The 15,029-nt window shown below is 65.3% G+C and carries 14 protein-coding genes; 12 read left to right on the forward strand and 2 right to left on the reverse strand.

Annotated elements, in window-relative coordinates; genetic code table 11:
• Positions 1-881, reverse strand: an 881-nt coding sequence (zapE, locus tag AC5RWX_RS18835) for a cell division protein ZapE (RefSeq protein ID WP_494097853.1), incomplete at its 3' end; no start/stop codon positions are given.
• Positions 882-1,096: 215 nt separating this feature from the next.
• Here zapE and AC5RWX_RS18840 point away from each other — a divergent pair.
• The 3 genes from AC5RWX_RS18840 to ybaK are packed head-to-tail and all read left to right on the forward strand — an operon-like array spanning position 1,097 to position 3,039.
• Positions 1,097-2,026: a sulfurtransferase gene (locus AC5RWX_RS18840; RefSeq protein WP_494097854.1), complete on the forward strand. Its 930-nt coding sequence runs from the start codon at positions 1,097-1,099 to the stop codon at positions 2,024-2,026.
• A gap of 38 nt (positions 2,027-2,064) precedes the next feature.
• Positions 2,065-2,523, forward strand: a complete 459-nt coding sequence (locus tag AC5RWX_RS18845; protein ID WP_494097855.1) for a SufE family protein — start codon at positions 2,065-2,067, stop codon at positions 2,521-2,523.
• A 15-nt stretch (positions 2,524-2,538) separates the two neighbouring features.
• The gene (gene ybaK / locus AC5RWX_RS18850) at positions 2,539-3,039 is read left to right on the forward strand and encodes a Cys-tRNA(Pro) deacylase (RefSeq protein ID WP_494097856.1); all 501 of its coding nucleotides are present in this window, start codon (positions 2,539-2,541) and stop codon (positions 3,037-3,039) included.
• A gap of 304 nt (positions 3,040-3,343) precedes the next feature.
• Here ybaK and AC5RWX_RS18855 read toward each other — a convergent pair whose 3' ends face one another.
• A complete protein-coding gene (locus AC5RWX_RS18855; RefSeq protein WP_494097857.1) occupies positions 3,344-4,684 on the reverse strand; it encodes an alpha/beta hydrolase family protein in 1,341 nt (446 codons plus the stop codon).
• A gap of 113 nt (positions 4,685-4,797) precedes the next feature.
• Between AC5RWX_RS18855 and AC5RWX_RS18860 the strand changes: the two genes are divergently transcribed.
• From AC5RWX_RS18860 to AC5RWX_RS18900, 9 genes are all read left to right on the forward strand, one after another.
• Positions 4,798-5,289, forward strand: a complete 492-nt coding sequence (locus AC5RWX_RS18860) for a hypothetical protein (RefSeq protein ID WP_494097858.1) — start codon at positions 4,798-4,800, stop codon at positions 5,287-5,289.
• A 14-nt stretch (positions 5,290-5,303) separates the two neighbouring features.
• A complete protein-coding gene (gene msrB / locus AC5RWX_RS18865) occupies positions 5,304-5,822 on the forward strand; it encodes a peptide-methionine (R)-S-oxide reductase MsrB (protein ID WP_494097859.1) in 519 nt (172 codons plus the stop codon).
• A 142-nt stretch (positions 5,823-5,964) separates the two neighbouring features.
• A complete protein-coding gene (locus AC5RWX_RS18870) occupies positions 5,965-7,332 on the forward strand; it encodes a DUF6421 family protein (RefSeq protein WP_494097860.1) in 1,368 nt (455 codons plus the stop codon).
• 74 nt (positions 7,333-7,406) lie between these two features.
• A complete protein-coding gene (locus tag AC5RWX_RS18875) occupies positions 7,407-8,135 on the forward strand; it encodes an SDR family NAD(P)-dependent oxidoreductase (protein ID WP_494097878.1) in 729 nt (242 codons plus the stop codon).
• 61 nt (positions 8,136-8,196) lie between these two features.
• Entirely contained in the window at positions 8,197-9,294 is a 1,098-nt protein-coding gene (locus AC5RWX_RS18880; RefSeq protein ID WP_494097879.1) for a threonine aldolase family protein, read from the forward strand.
• Positions 9,295-9,355: 61 nt separating this feature from the next.
• The gene (locus AC5RWX_RS18885; RefSeq protein WP_494097861.1) at positions 9,356-10,006 is read left to right on the forward strand and encodes a DUF3000 domain-containing protein; all 651 of its coding nucleotides are present in this window, start codon (positions 9,356-9,358) and stop codon (positions 10,004-10,006) included.
• A gap of 75 nt (positions 10,007-10,081) precedes the next feature.
• Positions 10,082-11,416, forward strand: coding sequence for an HRDC domain-containing protein (locus AC5RWX_RS18890; protein WP_494097862.1), 1,335 nt, complete (start codon positions 10,082-10,084; stop codon positions 11,414-11,416).
• A gap of 149 nt (positions 11,417-11,565) precedes the next feature.
• On the forward strand, positions 11,566-12,846 hold the full coding sequence (locus AC5RWX_RS18895) for a thiolase family protein (protein ID WP_494097863.1): 1,281 nt from the start codon (positions 11,566-11,568) through the stop codon (positions 12,844-12,846).
• Positions 12,843-15,029 (forward strand): 3-hydroxyacyl-CoA dehydrogenase NAD-binding domain-containing protein, encoded by a 2,187-nt coding sequence (locus AC5RWX_RS18900; protein WP_494097864.1) that lies wholly within the window; start codon positions 12,843-12,845, stop codon positions 15,027-15,029. The genes AC5RWX_RS18895 and AC5RWX_RS18900 overlap by 4 nt, the downstream gene beginning before the upstream one ends.

Raw genomic sequence — 15,029 nt, forward strand, 5'->3', positions numbered from 1 at the left:
AGCCGGTCAGCCAGCACTACGAACCGAAGTGCCACGGCCTGCTCGGTAATGGTTGCCACGTTGCGCCAGACCACGCCGTCGATGCCATCGATCAACTGCCGGTAGCGGCTGGGGTGCACGCCGGCAAGGTGTGCGATGAGGGTGCTGAACTCATCCTGTGCCACGGTCTTGCCGTCGAACTCAGCTTTCATGTGCGCCGACAGTTCGCTGTTCTTGAGGGGCGCCGGGGCCGCCGGCAGTCCGCGGTGGCGGAAGTCCTCCCCATCGATACGGATAACGTCGAACTGGTCGGCGAGGACCTGGATCTCGCGTTGGAAATCCACCGCGGCGAACCTGCCGTCGCCCAGCGAACCGGGCAGGGTGTTGGAGGTGGCCGCCAGCTTCACGCCGGCATCGGCCAGTTCACGCATCAGCCGCGACATCAGCACGGTGTCGCCGGGATCATCGAGCTCAAACTCGTCAATGCAGACGAGCTTGTAGCCGCTCAGCGCGTCCACCGTCTTGCGGAAGGACAGGGCGCCTACCAGGTTGGTGTACTCCACAAACGTGCCGAAGGCCTTGGGCCCGGGCGATGCGTGCCACAGGGAGGCCAGCAGGTGCGTTTTCCCGACGCCGAACCCGCCGTCCAGGTAGATCCCTGCGCGGGACGTGTCCTTCTTGGCGAACAGTTTCTTAAACAGTCCCGCTCCGTCACCGGCCCCGACGCCACCGGCAAATCCTTCAAGGGCCCGCACGGCATGGGACTGGCTGGGCTGCTTGGGATCCGGGCGGTAACTCGTAAAGGAGACCTGGCCGAAGCGTGGCGAGGGAAAGAAACCCTTCAGGAGCTCATCCACCGATACCGACGGAGTTCGGGCGGCAAGCTGTTCGATCTGTACCAAGGTGGTCCGTTCTGCTGGTGGTTCGTCCCCAGAAAGGATACCGGCAACCAACCCCCGCATCGGGTGGCGCAGGGCCACCGGTTGGCCAGCGTGACGAAGGGAACATTTCCTCCTGTTAACGGAAAACGGACATCGCTGTGGGCGGTGGCTAGGGTGGGAGGAGGTCCCCATGCCGGTCCCGCGGATAACCCGTGTTCTCGATGAAAGGCAAAGATATGTCCTACCCAGTTGAACAAAACGAGAAGTTCGCAGCCTACGCCCACCCCGAGCGCATGGTTTCCACCGAGTGGCTTGCTACGGCCATCGAAAACGGAGCCGTGGCCAGCGGCCAGTTGATCGTGGTGGAGTCTGACGAAGACGTGCTCCTGTACGAAACGGGCCATATCCCCGGCGCCGTGAAGATCGACTGGCACACCGACCTCAACGACGAAGTGACCCGCGACTACGTCGACGGCGCCGCGTTCGCCGAACTGGCGGCATCGAAGGGCATCTCCCGCGACAGCACCGTGGTCATCTACGGCGACAAGTCCAACTGGTGGGCTGCCTACGCACTCTGGGTCTTCACCCTCTTCGGCCACCAGGACGTGCGGCTGCTTGACGGCGGCCGGGACAAGTGGATTGCCGAAGGCAGGGAGCTGACCACCGAGAAGCCGGCTCCGGCCCGGGGCGAGTACCCGGTTGTTGAGCGCGACGACGCGCCGATCCGTGCTTTCAAGGAAGATGTGCTGGCCCACCTGGGCAAGCCGCTCATCGATGTCCGCTCCCCCGAGGAATACACCGGCCAGCGCACCCACATGCCGGCGTATCCCGAGGAAGGTGCCCTGCGTGGCGGCCACATTCCCACTGCTGCTTCCATTCCGTGGGCGCGAGCAGCCGCTCCCGATGGAACCTACCGCAGCCGCGAAGAACTCGAAGCCCTTTACCTGGGCGAGGCGGGCCTGACCGAAGGCGATGACGTCGTGGCCTATTGCCGTATCGGCGAGCGTTCCAGCCATACCTGGTTCGCCCTCAAGTACCTCCTGGGCTTTGACTCTGTCCGCAACTATGACGGTTCATGGACCGAGTGGGGCAATGCTGTCCGGGTGCCCATCGTTAGAGGCGCGGAGCGGGGATCCTTTCCCGCAGCCGTAGCCGTCGGGGTCTGACGACGCACGACCAGCGCTACCTGCGTAGACTTGGAATGATGACTACTCAAGCCCTGCCTACCGCCCTGGCGGCCATTGTGGACGACTTCCAGGCCCTGACCGAGCCCGAGCGCCTGCAGCTGCTGCTCGAGTTCTCCCAGGGACTGCCGGACCTTCCCGAGCGGCTCCAGGACCACCCCGAGTTGCTCGAGCAGGTGGTGGAATGCCAGTCGCCGCTGTTCCTGACCATCGAGACGGAACAAGGCGGAGGCACGTCCGGCACCGTTCGGCTCTACTTCAAGGCTCCCGCAGAGGCTCCCACTACACGCGGTTTTGCCGGCGTCCTGCATGAGGGCCTGGACGGGCTGTCCGCCGAAGAGATCCTTTCGGTGCCTGATGACATGCCTGAACTGCTGGGCCTGACCCGCGCCATCACCCCGTTGCGGATGCGTGGAATGACGGCAATGCTGGGAAGGATCAAGCGCAAGGTTGCGGCTTCGTCCGCGCTGCGCTCCTAGCCGCGCAAAGCAGCAATGGCACGCAAAAACGCATCACAGGGAACTCCGGCCACCGCCGTACTGGCGGCAGCCGGAGTTCCCTTTGTGTTGCATCCCTACGCCCACGACCCCTCCGCTGCCAGCTATGGGGCAGAAGCTGCCGAGGTACTGGGCGTGGATCCGTCCAAGGTTTTCAAAACGTTGATGGTCGAAGTGGAGGGCAGGCTGGCGGTCGGAATCGTACCCGTCAGCGGCACACTGGACCTTAAGGCCTTTGCGTCGTCACTGGGAGCCAAAAAGGCTGCCATGGCCGATCCCGCTGCAGCCCAGCGTCGAACCGGCTATGTGCTGGGCGGCATCTCCCCGCTCGGCCAGCGGCTCCCCTCCCCTACCGTGCTTGATGACAGCGCCCTGGCGCTGGAAACGCTGCTGGTTTCGGGAGGCAAACGGGGCCTGGACATTGAGCTCGCCCCTGCCGACCTCATCCGCCTCACCGACGCCGTCACCGCACCCATCAGCTCGCTGTCCGCTTTGTGAAACGGCACGGTCAATCGTCCTGCTGCTGATCTGTAAGTGCGATCAGCCACGGCAAGAGCACCCTCTTTTCTATCGCCCATGAGGACCCCTCACCCATCGGTGATGCCTCCAAGGACACGAGATCCTGCCGTGTGACGTCACTTGCAGCCAGGGACACCCGATCGGCCGACTCCACGTCCTTGGCCGGTCCAGCCATCAGCCAGCCCCGCCCCACGTGGAGCCGCTGTTTACATGGACGAATCTCATGCTCAAAACCCTGTTGTGCCTACCCGGCCCCCTTCACCCCTCCGGACAGTCCCGGCGGCTACTGAGGCCGCTGCCCAGCGGTTGCAGGATTCCCGGCCGTTGCAGCATCCCCCGCACTTGCCGGTTCGGACCCCTGCCTTATCCCACCCGGGTTCAGGCGGGGCGCAAGCTGCTGCCGCAGCCATGCCTTCACCACGCGCTCCCACCGGGCAGGATCAACGTTCCACTCCTTCGTGTGCCGCGCGTGGTTGAAAGCCTCAAAGGTCACCATTTCCGGATTCCGTTCGGCCAGGAGTGCGGACGGCCCGTACGGCACGTACTCGTCGTCTACGCTGTGAATGACCAACGTGGGAGTCCTCAGTTCCACGGCGCGCGAAACCCAGTCCATCACCTTCAGGTCCACCGGTGCGGACAGTCCCGTGAGCCGACGCCCCAGGGGGTGCCCCAGCATGAGCTGCCCGTAGCGGCCAACGAGTGACGGGATTCTGTGAATTTGCGCGTGGTGGGCGAGCACATTAACCCAATCGGTGACCGGCGCGTCCAGAACCATAGCCCGGATCAGGTGGCGGTAGCGGGACAAGTCGGCAGTCTGCAGGCAGATGGCACCACCCATCGACCAGCCGAAGAGGACAATCTCCTCCGCCCCGCTGGCAAGTGCGTATTCAATCGCTGCCTCGATGTCGCGCCATTCCGTGGAGCCCAGGCCGTAGCGCCCGTCGTTGGCGGATGGAGCAAGCCCGTCATTGCGGTAGGACACCAGAAGGCTGGTGAGTCCCAGCTCCAGCGCGGGCCCGACGGCACGCAGCGCCTCCTGCCGGCTGGCCCCGCGTCCGTGGACCATCACAGCCCAGGTGCGTGCAGTGCCACCGGCGCGGACCAGCCAGGCGGGTGCCTGCCCCCGGTCCACTTCGATCACCACGTCCTCTGCCGGAAATCCGACGGCAGCCGGGTCCGGGTAGACGGCGCCGCTCCACCAGCCCCACCGTGCGGCAGTGAGGTCTCCCGCGTAGACCGCTTCAACTTCGCGCAGCACCGTACGTTCGGCCGGCGAGTACGAGACGATGCGGCCGATGCGTGCGTGCCCCTTGCCGCCGTCGAAAAAAAATCCGTACACACCGTCCACGGTGGTGTCCTCATTAGCCGCCAGGATCACCTGCTGCCTCTGGCCGACGCGGATAACGGCCAGCACTTCCTGGTCCGACGCCCGCTGCCGGGCTGGCGTGATAACGCGGCGGGCGAAATACACGGCCAACGCCGACGATCCGGTGGCCAGCAGCCCCGCCAGCGCACCACCGCCGATGGCTGCGCCGATGGCCCACTTCGTCCGCAGCGACATGCCCGCCCCGGAATCCTGGGTAACTGGAGCGGGGGCAGGGCGGGTCTGCTGGAAAAGTGCCATGGAACTATTCTTACCGCCCCGGCACCGGGAGTCCGTATTTCCGGCAGCCCGGCGGGGGTTGCCTGCGCCGGCAAAGGAATGCAGCACACCAGGCGCGGGACTAGGCTAAGGCCATGAGTGATCCCATCGTCATCCTGACCGAAGAACCCCTGGGGGCGGACGACCGCCTGAACATCGAGCGCTTGGTGGACGGAGCAGACACCCGGCTCGTAGTGCTGGTACCGGCAAACACCGAACGGCACCTGCTGGTGGACTTCCTCGAAAACCTGTCCCTCCTGGACATAGCCAAGGCATTCCGGGAACTGACGTCCCACGCTCCGGATCCCGCCATAGAGCGGGCGCAGGCGGCCGAAACGCTGGCCGTATCACTGGCTGCGCTGGCGGGACTGGGAGGAGGCGTCACGGGCGAGGTAGTGGACGGCGGGGCGGTGCAGGGCCTGGTAGCCAAAGTCAAGGAAACCGGCGCCGCGCAGGCCGTGGTGATCACCAGGCCGCATGCAGTGGCAGATACGTTCCACACCGACTGGGCCAATAAAGCACAGGACCAGTTGGGCCTCCCCGTCCTGCACCTGTACGCAGGTTCGGGATTTATTGGCGACTCCTGATCGTTGACAAGACTATGAGCATCTTCGGTAACAACATCCTGGGAAACGGCATCTTCGGCAACAAGGCTGCAGATCCGGCGCCCGAGTCCCCCGCAGCTGAACCCACCGTCCAAAAGAGCGACGCCGAGTGGCGCGAGGAACTCACGCCGGAGGAATATCACGTGCTCCGGCAGGCCGGGACCGAGCGTCCCTACACCGGTGAGTACTGGGACACCCATACTGCCGGGGTCTACCAGTGCAGGGCGTGCAATGCCGAACTCTTCACCAGCAATGAAAAGTTCGATTCCCACTGCGGCTGGCCTTCCTTTTGGGCCCCGCTGGCTGAAGGCACCGTCCGCTACATCCATGACCGGACGCTGGGCATGGACCGCGTGGAGGTCCGCTGCGCCACCTGCGATTCCCACCTGGGGCACGTGTTTTACGGCGAGGGGTACGGTACACCCACTGACCAGCGCTACTGCATCAACTCCGTCTCCCTGAAACTAGTCCCGCAGGAAAAACCGCAGGTCAGGGGGCAGAATACAGAAGCCTGACACTGCTCCACGCTGGACCTACCAGCCGCGCAGAGGGCCCTGAGAGCAAGGCTTTCTAATGCTAGGGGCATTTTCACATTAGTCCTGCTGGTTGCTTGTTACGCTCACCGTAGATATCAAGCAACCAGAAAGGCAGCCGACGATGACCGAAACCCTGATCACCGCCCCCACCGGAATAACCGCTGACAACCAGGACTGGCTTCGGCTTAAGGCCGCAGCCACTTCCCTTCAGTCTTTGCAGGTGAAGGACGGCTCCATCCCCGATGCCGGTGCCCACGGCGAAGCCTCGCAGTACGTGAGCGAGCTCGTGGACGCCCTGCGCGTCCTCGCCCCCGCCTTTCCTCATGACGCCGCCTACCTGGACGCAGTCTGCGCGGACTTTTCCGTCTGGGAAGCCAACGGCTTCAACGCCCCCGATTTCCTGTCCTCGCTCCTGGCCTTCCAGCCGCAGGAACAGCGCCGCGACGGGCTCCAGCACCTTGTGGTCTTTCCGATGTACACCCAGAACGGCAGCAGCAACCGACTGGTCGAGGCAGTCCTGATCGAGGTAATCTGGCCCGAGTTCATCGCCGGACTGGAGGGAGGGGAATACTCGAACAAGCTGTTCGTCCCCGTCCGTTTCCTGGATTTCACCGCAGGCTACGACACCAACTCCGCCGTGTTGTTCCCCGAAACCGTTGCCGTCAGTGAAACCCCCGCCTTCACCTGGGGCGCCATCTTTGCTGACCGCGAAGCTGCCCGATTCCGCCGCGTACTCAAGGCCGCCGCCGAAACCACCCGCCTGGAACTTCCCGAAGGCGCCGCGGAACTGCTTGCCGACCAGGACCTGACGGAAGCCACCTTTGTGATGTGGGACCTCATCCACGACCGCACTCACATGCGGGGGGACCTGCCGTTCGATCCGTTCATGATCAAGCAGCGGATGCCCTACTTCCTGTACTCCCTCGAAGAGCTGCGCTGCGACCTGACGGCATTCCGTGAATCTGTCCGCATCGAGAAGGACGAGGACGCCGATCCGGAGGCCCGCCGCCACGCCACGCTGGTGCAGTACGCCATCATCTTCGACCGGATTTTCCGCTTTGCCATTACCGGCAGCCGGGTCCGAAACTACGACGGACTCGGTGGCCAACTCCTGTTCGCCTGGCTGCACCAGCAGCACGTCCTGCACTGGACCGACACACGGCTCACCATCGACTGGGACGAAGTGGCCGACGCCGTCATAGCGCTCGGCGCCCGCATCGACGAGCTGTACTGGCGCTCCATCGACCGCCCGAAAACGGCGCACTGGATCGCGGCGTACAAGTTGATCTCCGTTACCGTTACTCCCAACCCGGCTTCCGTCTGGGCGAAGGGCCCTGATGCGCTGGCCCTGGCTGGTCCGCCGCGCGGCCTGACGGACCAGGTGCTGGATGACGAATTCCCGCTGTCCATGTTCTACGAAGCACTGGAGAAAAAGATGCGCCCCGTCATTGAGTCAACGGCCGGCATCACCGGAGTTTCCGCGCTGTGACAGAAGTGTCGGGGAACCAAGCACCAGGCACTGCGGAGGCTGGGACCGGGACGCCTGGCACCCCGGCACCGACGTTGAACGTCCTGGTGACCGGCGGCAGCGGAGCATCGGGCGTCGCCGTCGCCCGGGCGCTTCACGCGGCAGGTTATCAGGTATTCACAGTGGGTTCGGACCAGGCAAGGATCGAAGCAGCGGCGGAAAAGGCGGGCGACGGCGTTACGGGCATTGTGTGCGACCTGTCGCGGCTCGAGGACGTGCGGCGGCTGGGCAAGGACGTGTCCGACGCTGCCGGGACGATTGACGCCGTCATCCATCTGGTGGGTGGCTGGCGTGGCGCCACAGGCATTGCCGACCAAACAGACGAGGACTGGGATTTCCTGGAACGCGGCGCCGTCACCACGCTCCGGAACGTGTCCCGCATCTTCTTCGACGATATCGCCGCTTCCCGTTACGGCCGCTTCGCAATGGTGTCCTCCACTGCCGTGGCCAAGCCTGCAGCAGCCACTGCCAGTTATGTCGCGGCCAAGGCCGCAGCCGAAGCGTGGACCATGGCAGTGGCTGACGGCTTCCGCCGGGCCAACGCCGCTGCCGCCAACGACACTGCCAGGAACACCGGCGCCGGGGACGCGGCCGCCGTGGTCCTGGTGGTCAAGGCCCTCGTGGACGATGAGATGCGCCGGAACCACCCGGAGCGGAAGTTCTCCGGCGCAACTGACGTCGAAGACCTTGCCCGCGCCGTCGTCGGACTTTTTGACACCCCGGCCAGCGGCCTGAACGGCAGCCGGCTGGTGCTGGCCCCCTGAGAGTCCGGCCCCTGCTTCCAGGGCGCCCGACTGTATTTAGACTGAAAGCGTGAGCAAAGCCATGACAATAACAGCAGAAACTTTCCCCGGAACCCGGCTGCACGATCCCACCGTCCGCGGATTCGCCTCGGACAACTACTCCGGGGTACATCCGGAGGTCCTCGCGGCCTTGGCCGCAGCCAACGACGGCCACCAGGTTTCCTACGGGGAAGACGACTACACCGCCAGGCTGCAGGAACTGATGGAGGAACACTTCGGGCCCGGCATCGAATGCTTCCCCGTCTTCAACGGAACCGGCGCCAACGTTCTGTCGCTGCAGTCGCTGCTCCCCCGCTGGGGCGCCGTGGTGTGTGCCTCCACTGCGCACATCAACATGGACGAGAACGGCGCGCCGGAACGAATTGGCGGCATCAAGCTCCTGCATGTTCCCACTTCGGACGGCAAGCTCACGCCCGAACTGATCGATCGTGAGGCCTGGGGTTGGGGCGACGAGCACCGTGCCCAGCCGTTGGCCGTCTCCATCACCCAGACCACGGAACTCGGAACCTGCTACACGCCGGAAGAGGTGCGGGACATCGCGGACCACGCACATTCCAAGGGGATGAAGCTGCACATGGACGGCGCACGACTGGCCAATGCGGCAGCCCACCTCCAGGTCCCGCTGCGGGCCTTCACCCGCGACGCCGGCGTGGACATTCTTTCCTTTGGCGGCACCAAGAACGGCCTGCTGTTCGGTGAAGTGGTGGTGGCGCTGAACCCGGAGGCCGCCCATGGGCTCGTGTACCTGCGGAAGATGAACATGCAGCTGGCGTCGAAGATGCGCTTTATGTCGGCCCAGTTCATCGCCCTGCTGGAAGGTGACCTCTGGCTGCGGTCCGCCTCCCACGCCAACGCCATGGCCACCAGGCTCCGCACCGCCGTCGACACCATTGACGGAGTGCAGCCGACGCAGAAAACGGAGTCCAACGGCGTCTTTGCCATCCTGCCCGAAGGCGTAGCGGACCGGCTGCGGAAATCGTTCCGCTTCTACGACTGGAACGAGGCCGCCGGGGAAGTCCGTTGGATGTGTTCATTCGATACCACCGAGGAGGACATTGATGCCTTTGTGGCAGCAATCCGCCATGAGCTTCGCGCCGACGGCAGCGGGCAGTCCAGCTAGACGGCGCCTGGTGACGGCGAGCCTTCCCGCCGTCACCAGCATGGTTGCGTAACCTGCGAGGGTGAACGCACTTGACAAGGTTCCCCCGGAATTTCTCCACGCCTTGGGAACCCTCAGGAAAGCCCAGTGCCGCGGGGAACTCCACCTGGCGGAGATTCCTGCGCCTGCACGGCTGGCGCCCTTCGCCGTAGCGCTTGGCGCGGAGGTCCTGGCACCAGGACCAGGCACGGCCGCCACTTCCCTGCACGGCCCGGCCGCGCTGGCGCTGGCTGCCGCGTCCGGGACCACGGACGACGACGAAACAGAGTTGGCCACGGGCCGCTTCATCCTGCTCCACGACCCCGAAGGCTCTGCAGTCTGGGACGGCGAGTTCCGCATCGTCACCTATATCCGGGCGCAGCTGGAGCCGGAGATGGGCAACGACGAGATGCTGGGCACGGTGGCCTGGACGTGGCTGGTGGAGGCGCTCGAGAACCACAAGGCCGCGTACAGGGCAGCCGGCGGCACCGCCACCAGGGTCCTGTCCGAAAGCTTCGGAACACTTGCGGAGCGGCCTGGCTCCATCGACATCGAGCTGCGCGCCTCCTGGACGCCGGCGACCTCGGACGTGACAGCCCACCTCGAAGCCTGGTCCGACATGGTGTGCACTTTCGCCGGCCTGCCGCCCCTCCCCGAGGGCGTCACACCGCTCCCGTACCGGCGCCGGAACTAGCCGCTTGACCAGCGGGGGGCCCGGGGGGGCCCGGAAGGCGGTCCTTTACCGGCCGGCCGGTAAACTAAAGGCATCATGACCCCTAATATTCCGGAAAACACCACGGCCGGCGCTCCGGCTGCTGATACCGCACCCCAGATCACGGTGGAAGGCTTTGACAGTCCCATCCCCGAAATCATTGAGCTCGATTCGCCCCGCGACGGCGTTCCGCTGGTCATCGAAACGCAGGCCGGGCTGGAGCGGTGCGCAGCTGCCATCGCCGCCGGGACAGGTCCGGCCGGTGTCGACGCGGAGCGTGCCTCCGGCTTCCGCTATGGGCAGCGTGCCTTCCTCGTCCAGATCCGCCGCGAGGGCGCCGGGACATGGCTAATCGACCCTGAACCCTTCGACAACCTGGCCATCATCAACGGCGCCCTCCGAGGCGTCGAATGGATCCTGCACGCGGCCAGCCAGGATCTGCCTTGCCTGTCCGAACTAGGCATGTGGCCGGACAAGCTCTTTGACACAGAACTGGCAGCCCGCCTGGCAGGCCTGCCCAGGGTGGGCCTTGCCGCCGTTATCGAGCAGCTGCTGGGGTTCGGGCTGGCGAAGGAACACTCGGCCGCTGACTGGTCCACCCGGCCCCTTCCCGAGCCCTGGCTGCGGTACGCCGCACTGGACGTTGAGGTCCTGACGGAGCTGCGCGAAGAACTCATTGAACTCCTGGAGGCCGACGGCAAGCTGGAGTACGCGCAGCAGGAGTTCGCCGCGATCCTGGATGCCGGACTCGCTCCGCCGCGCGTCGACCCGTGGCGGAAAACGTCCGGCCTTCACCAGATCCGCGACCGGCGGCAACTGGCGGCAGTCCGTGAGTTGTGGCTGGAACGCGATTCCCTGGCGCAGAAGCGGGACGTGGCACCGGGAAGGCTCATTCCGGACTCGGCTTTGGTGGCCGCGGCCAAGGCCATGCCATCCACGGTTCCCCAACTGCTGGGCACCAAGGGCTTCCACGGGCGGGCGGCGCAGCGCGAGGCTCCCCGTTGGCTGCGCTGCATCGCAACGGCCCGGGACCTGGAGGAACTTCCGCCGCTGCACCTGGCCACTAACGCGCCGCCGCCGCCACGTGTTTGGGCAGACCGCGATCCTGAGGCTGCTGCACGGCTGGCCACCTCCCGGCCACTGCTGCAGGAGAAAGCCGACCGGCTGAACCTTCCCCTGGAGAATCTGCTGACCCCCGACTACCTGCGCCGGGTGGCATGGCGGCCCCCTGCGGAGATCAGCGAAGAATCAGTAGCGGCGGAACTGCGTGCCCTCGGCGCACGCGCGTGGCAGGTGGAACTTGCGGCGCCCCTGATCTCGCACGCTTTCCTCAATCCGCAGCCGCTGCCGCCGAAGGAACCCAAACCGGACGTGGCCGCCGCCGGACGGTAGCCGCCGAATCAGGACTGCAGCGCCGTGCGCTAGTCAATCCTCCCCCTTGTGAGCCAAGTTACTCGCGAGTAACATCGGAAGCACTGCCGTTCAGCTGCCTGCCGCCCTGCGGCGCGCACTGACGCCTACGTCTCGATGAGGAGTTACACGTGAGCCACAACGGAAGCAGCGCGTCCAACCGCACTGTCCGGGACGTCGTTTTTGTCGACGGCCTCCGCACGCCCTTCGGCCGGGCGGGAGAAAAAGGCATTTACGCCGGCACTCGGGCCGATGACCTGATAGTGAAGTGCCTCCGCGAGCTGCTGCGCCGGAACCCTACGCTGCCGCCGGCACGGATCGACGAAGTGGCCATCGCGGCCACCACCCAAAGCGGGGATCAGGGCCTGACCCTCGGACGGACGGCGGCCCTCCTCGCGGGACTCCCCCGGACTGTTCCGGGGTTTGCCATCGACCGCATGTGCGCCGGCGCCATGACGGCCGTCACCTCCACCGCTGGTGGGATCGGTTTTGGCGCCTATGACGTAGTGATTGCCGGCGGCGTCGAGCACATGGGCAACCACCCCATGGGCTCGGGGGCGGACCCCAACCCGCGGTTTATGTCCGAGCGGCTTGTCGATCCGGCAGCGCTGAACATGGGCAACACCGCCGAGAACCTGCACGACCGTTTTCCCTCCATCACCAAGGAACGGACGGATGCTTACGCGGTGGCGTCGCAGAAGAAGTTTGAAGACGCCCGCCGCGACGGCCGGATCCAGCCGGACCTCGTGCCGGTAGCAACCCTGAAGCCCGGCCAGGGCTGGACCCTCAACACAGTGGACGAGCCGCCGCGGCCCGGTACCACCCTGGCTGACCTTGCCAGCCTCCGCACCCCGTTCCGCGCCCACGGCCGTGTCACGGCAGGAAACGCTGCAGGCCTTAATGACGGCGCCACAGCCGCCATCCTGGCATCGGCCGAGGCCGCCGTCGAGTTGGGACTGCCGGTCCGGATGCGCCTGGTCAGCTACGCCTACGCAGGGGTTGAGCCCGAGGTGATGGGCATCGGCCCTGTTCCCGCCACAGAGAAGGCCCTGAAAAATGCAGGGCTCTCCATCGGGGACATCGGGTTGTTCGAAATCAACGAAGCCTTTGCCGTCCAGGTGCTGAGCTTCCTGGAACATTTCGGCATTGCCGACGACGATCCCAGGGTCAACCGCTACGGCGGAGCCATCGCCGTAGGCCATCCCCTCGCTTCCTCCGGGGTGCGGCTTATGAACCAGTTGGCCCGGCAGTTCGAGGAAGACCCCTCCGTCCGTTACGGGATCACCACCATGTGCGTGGGACTGGGAATGGGAGCCACCGTGATCTGGGAGAACCCGCGCCACGCCGACTACGGCGGAGCCCGGCCAGCGGAATCCGCCACAACCGAAGCCGTTTCCGAAGGAGCAGCATGAGCGCCGCAGATTTCACCAAGCTTGCCGACCTCTTCCCCCATGAAACCGTGACGCACTCCTACGTCCAGGACATCGAACTCCCTGGTCCTGCCGGAAAGCCCGGCCCCGGCACGTTCGCCCTGATAACCCTGGACAATGGCCTGGATCATTCCAAGCCCACCACGCTGGGGCCAAACACGCTGGTGGAATTGGGCTCGGTGCTCGAGGAACTCCGGGAACGGGCACGCCGGGGCGACATCGTGGGAGTGGGTGTCACGGGCAAGCCCTATTACCTGGTGGCCGGCGCCGATCTCTCAACGGTAAAGACACTGGACAAACGCGAGCACGGATTGTGGATGGCGCAGCTTGGCCACGAGGTCTACAGCGCCCTGGCAAACCTGGGCGTACCCAGCTTCGCCTTCATCAACGGCGCAGCGCTCGGCGGCGGCCTGGAGATTGCCCTCCAGTCCACCTATCGCACAGTATCCACGGGAGCGGGAGCACTGGCGCTGCCGGAGGCCTTCATAGGCCTGGTGCCCGGCTGGGGCGGCGTCTACATCGTGCCGCGGCTCATCGGCCCGGAAAACGCCGTGAAGGTCATGATCGAAAACCCCCTGAGCAACAACAGGACCCTCACTGGCCCCGAGGCCTTCGCGCTCGGCCTCGCCGACGCCATGTTCGAGCCGGCGGATTTTCTGGAGCAGTCCCTTGCCTGGGCCGCGAAAGTCATCACAGGCGAGGTCGCGGCGGAACGCCCCAACGCCGTCGACCCCGCCGATCCGGACACCGCAGCCCGCTGGGCGGCCGCCGTAGCTGCCGGGCGGGCACTGGTTGAAGCCAAGACGTCCAACGCAGCACCCGCTCCCGCCAAGGTCCTGGACATCCTCGAAGCCAACCGGACCATGAGCCAGGCCGAATCCGCGGCGCTGGAGTGCGAAACCCTCGCCGAACTCATGCAGACCGACGAGTTCCGCGCCACCGTTTACGCCTTTTTGGACCTGGTCCAGAAGCGGTCCAAGCGCCCCGCCGGCGCCCCTGACCGCAAGCTGGCCCGGCCCGTTACCAAGGTGGGCGTCATCGGTGCAGGCCAGATGGCCAGCCAGCTGGCACTGCTCTTCGCCCGCCAGCTCAAGGTGCCGGTGGTCATGACAGACATCGACCAGGCCCGGGTGGACAAAGGGGTGGGCTACGTCCACGCCGAAGTGGACAAGCTCCTGGGCAAGAAACGGATCAGCCAGGACGCCGCCAACCGCACGAAGGCGCTGGTGACAGGTTCCGTTTCCAAGGACGTTTTCGCCGATGCCGACTTCGTGATCGAAGCCGTATTTGAAGAGCTGAACGTCAAGAAGCAGGTGTTCGCCGAGCTGGAGGCGATTGTTACCCCGGAATGCATCCTGGCCACCAACACGTCCTCCCTGTCCGTCACGGCCATGGCGGAGGACCTCCGGCACCCGGAACGGCTGGTGGGCTTCCACTTCTTCAACCCGGTGGCCGTCATGCCGTTGCTGGAAATCGTCCGCGCCCCGAAGACCGACGAAGCCGTACTGGCTACGGCCTTTGAGCTCGCCAAGGCGTTGAAAAAAACCGGGGTTCTGGTCAAGGATGCAGCCGCGTTCGTCGTCAACCGGATCCTGCTGCGGCTGATGGGCGAAGTCACGGCAGCCTTTGATGAGGGAACCCCCGCTGAGGTGGCGGACAACGCCCTGCGACCCATGGGACTGCCGATGACGCCTTTCACCCTCGGCGCCATGGTGGGGCTGCCGGTGGCCCAACACGTCCAGGAGTCGCTGCACGCCGCGTTTGGTGAGCGGTTCACCGTTTCTGCCAACCTGCAGAAATTGATTGACAACGGCGTGAAGAGCCTGTGGGCTCCCGGTCCGGACGGCGCACAAAAGATTCCACAGTCCACGTTGTCAATGATGTCTTTCGGAACCAGCCCCTCAAGCGCCGACGAAGTCCTGCGCCGCACCCAGGATGCCCTCGCCGAGGAAATCGGACTGATGCTGGAGGAAGAGGTGGTGGCAGGGCCTGAAGACATCGACCTCTGCATGATCCTCGGCGCCGGCTGGCCAATGTTCTTGGGCGGCATCACACCCTACCTTGACCGGGTGGGCGCCTCCGAGCGGGTCAACGGCAAACGGTTCCTACCGCCGGGGGTGGCATCCCGGCCTGCCGGGACGCCAGCGCGCATCATCGCCAGTTGA

This window comes from Arthrobacter sp. SPT-J7 (assembly GCF_059089965.1).

Bases quoted from the DNA above. Each gene is read 5' to 3' on its own strand.
- AC5RWX_RS18840 (WP_494097854.1), top strand. From the start codon at position 1,097: ATGTCCTACCCAGTTGAACAAAACGAGAAGTTCGCAGCCTACGCCCAC.
- AC5RWX_RS18845 (WP_494097855.1), top strand. From the start codon at position 2,065: ATGACTACTCAAGCCCTGCCTACCGCCCTGGCGGCCATTGTGGACGAC.
- ybaK (WP_494097856.1), top strand. From the start codon at position 2,539: ATGGCACGCAAAAACGCATCACAGGGAACTCCGGCCACCGCCGTACTG.
- AC5RWX_RS18855 (WP_494097857.1), bottom strand. From the start codon at position 4,684: ATGGCACTTTTCCAGCAGACCCGCCCTGCCCCCGCTCCAGTTACCCAG.
- AC5RWX_RS18860 (WP_494097858.1), top strand. From the start codon at position 4,798: ATGAGTGATCCCATCGTCATCCTGACCGAAGAACCCCTGGGGGCGGAC.
- msrB (WP_494097859.1), top strand. From the start codon at position 5,304: ATGAGCATCTTCGGTAACAACATCCTGGGAAACGGCATCTTCGGCAAC.
- AC5RWX_RS18870 (WP_494097860.1), top strand. From the start codon at position 5,965: ATGACCGAAACCCTGATCACCGCCCCCACCGGAATAACCGCTGACAAC.
- AC5RWX_RS18880 (WP_494097879.1), top strand. From the start codon at position 8,197: ATGACAATAACAGCAGAAACTTTCCCCGGAACCCGGCTGCACGATCCC.
- AC5RWX_RS18890 (WP_494097862.1), top strand. From the start codon at position 10,082: ATGACCCCTAATATTCCGGAAAACACCACGGCCGGCGCTCCGGCTGCT.
- AC5RWX_RS18900 (WP_494097864.1), top strand. From the start codon at position 12,843: ATGAGCGCCGCAGATTTCACCAAGCTTGCCGACCTCTTCCCCCATGAA.